This window comes from Formivibrio sp. oc-25, from assembly GCF_055810895.1.
The window spans coordinates 1-695 of record NZ_JBVVOL010000098.1 but is presented as its reverse complement, the minus strand read 5'-3'; the positions used below and the strand labels follow the sequence as shown (position 1 = coordinate 695).

Here is a 695-nt window from a genome sequence, read left to right as displayed (position 1 = left end):
AATGTGCCGCTGGTGCTGGACGAATACGACTACAAGTTCGAGCTGGGCAAGGCCAAGCTGCTGCGTGACGGCAAGGATGTACTGATCATCGGCACCGGCCTGATGACCATGCGTGCGCTGGAAGTCGCCAAGGAACTGGCCGCTGACAAAATCGATGTGGCCGTGCTGCACTGCCCGACGATCAAGCCGCTCGATACGGCCACCATCCTGCGCGAAGCCGGCCGTCCGGGCCGTCTGGTGATCGTGGCGGAAAACCACACCGTAGTCGGCGGACTGGGCGAAGCCGTGGCGACGACCTTGCTGTGTAACGGTGTCACCCCGCCGTTCCGTCAGATCGCCCTGCCGGACGAGTTCCTGGATGCCGGCGCGCTGCCGACCCTGCACGATCGTTACGGCATCTCGACTTCGGTCATGTGCAACACGATCAAAGGATGGCTGGCTTAAACACTCATCATGTGATTTCGAGCGCTTTTCCATGAAAAGCGCTCATTTTGGCAAATAACGACTCGGCGTAATCGGCACTATTTTAATGGCGGCATGCTGATCCACTAAGTCGGCCATAACTTGTAGTAGACGTTCTCTCGTATCACACCAATAGCAGCAATTTAACTAGTATCGAGGAGAAGAGAATGAAGAAAGAAATCATCGACGTATCGCGCCGTAACGTACTGCGTGGCGGCACCCTGCTGGGGGCT

Annotated in this window: 1 protein-coding gene; it reads left to right on the top strand. The window is 57.0% G+C overall.

The annotated features are described in order from the left end of the window. A partial coding sequence (locus AC0KVQ_RS16500) for a transketolase C-terminal domain-containing protein (protein ID WP_473422288.1) occupies nt 1–444 on the top strand: 444 nt, incomplete at its 5' end. Nucleotides 445–695 lie beyond the last annotated feature (251 nt).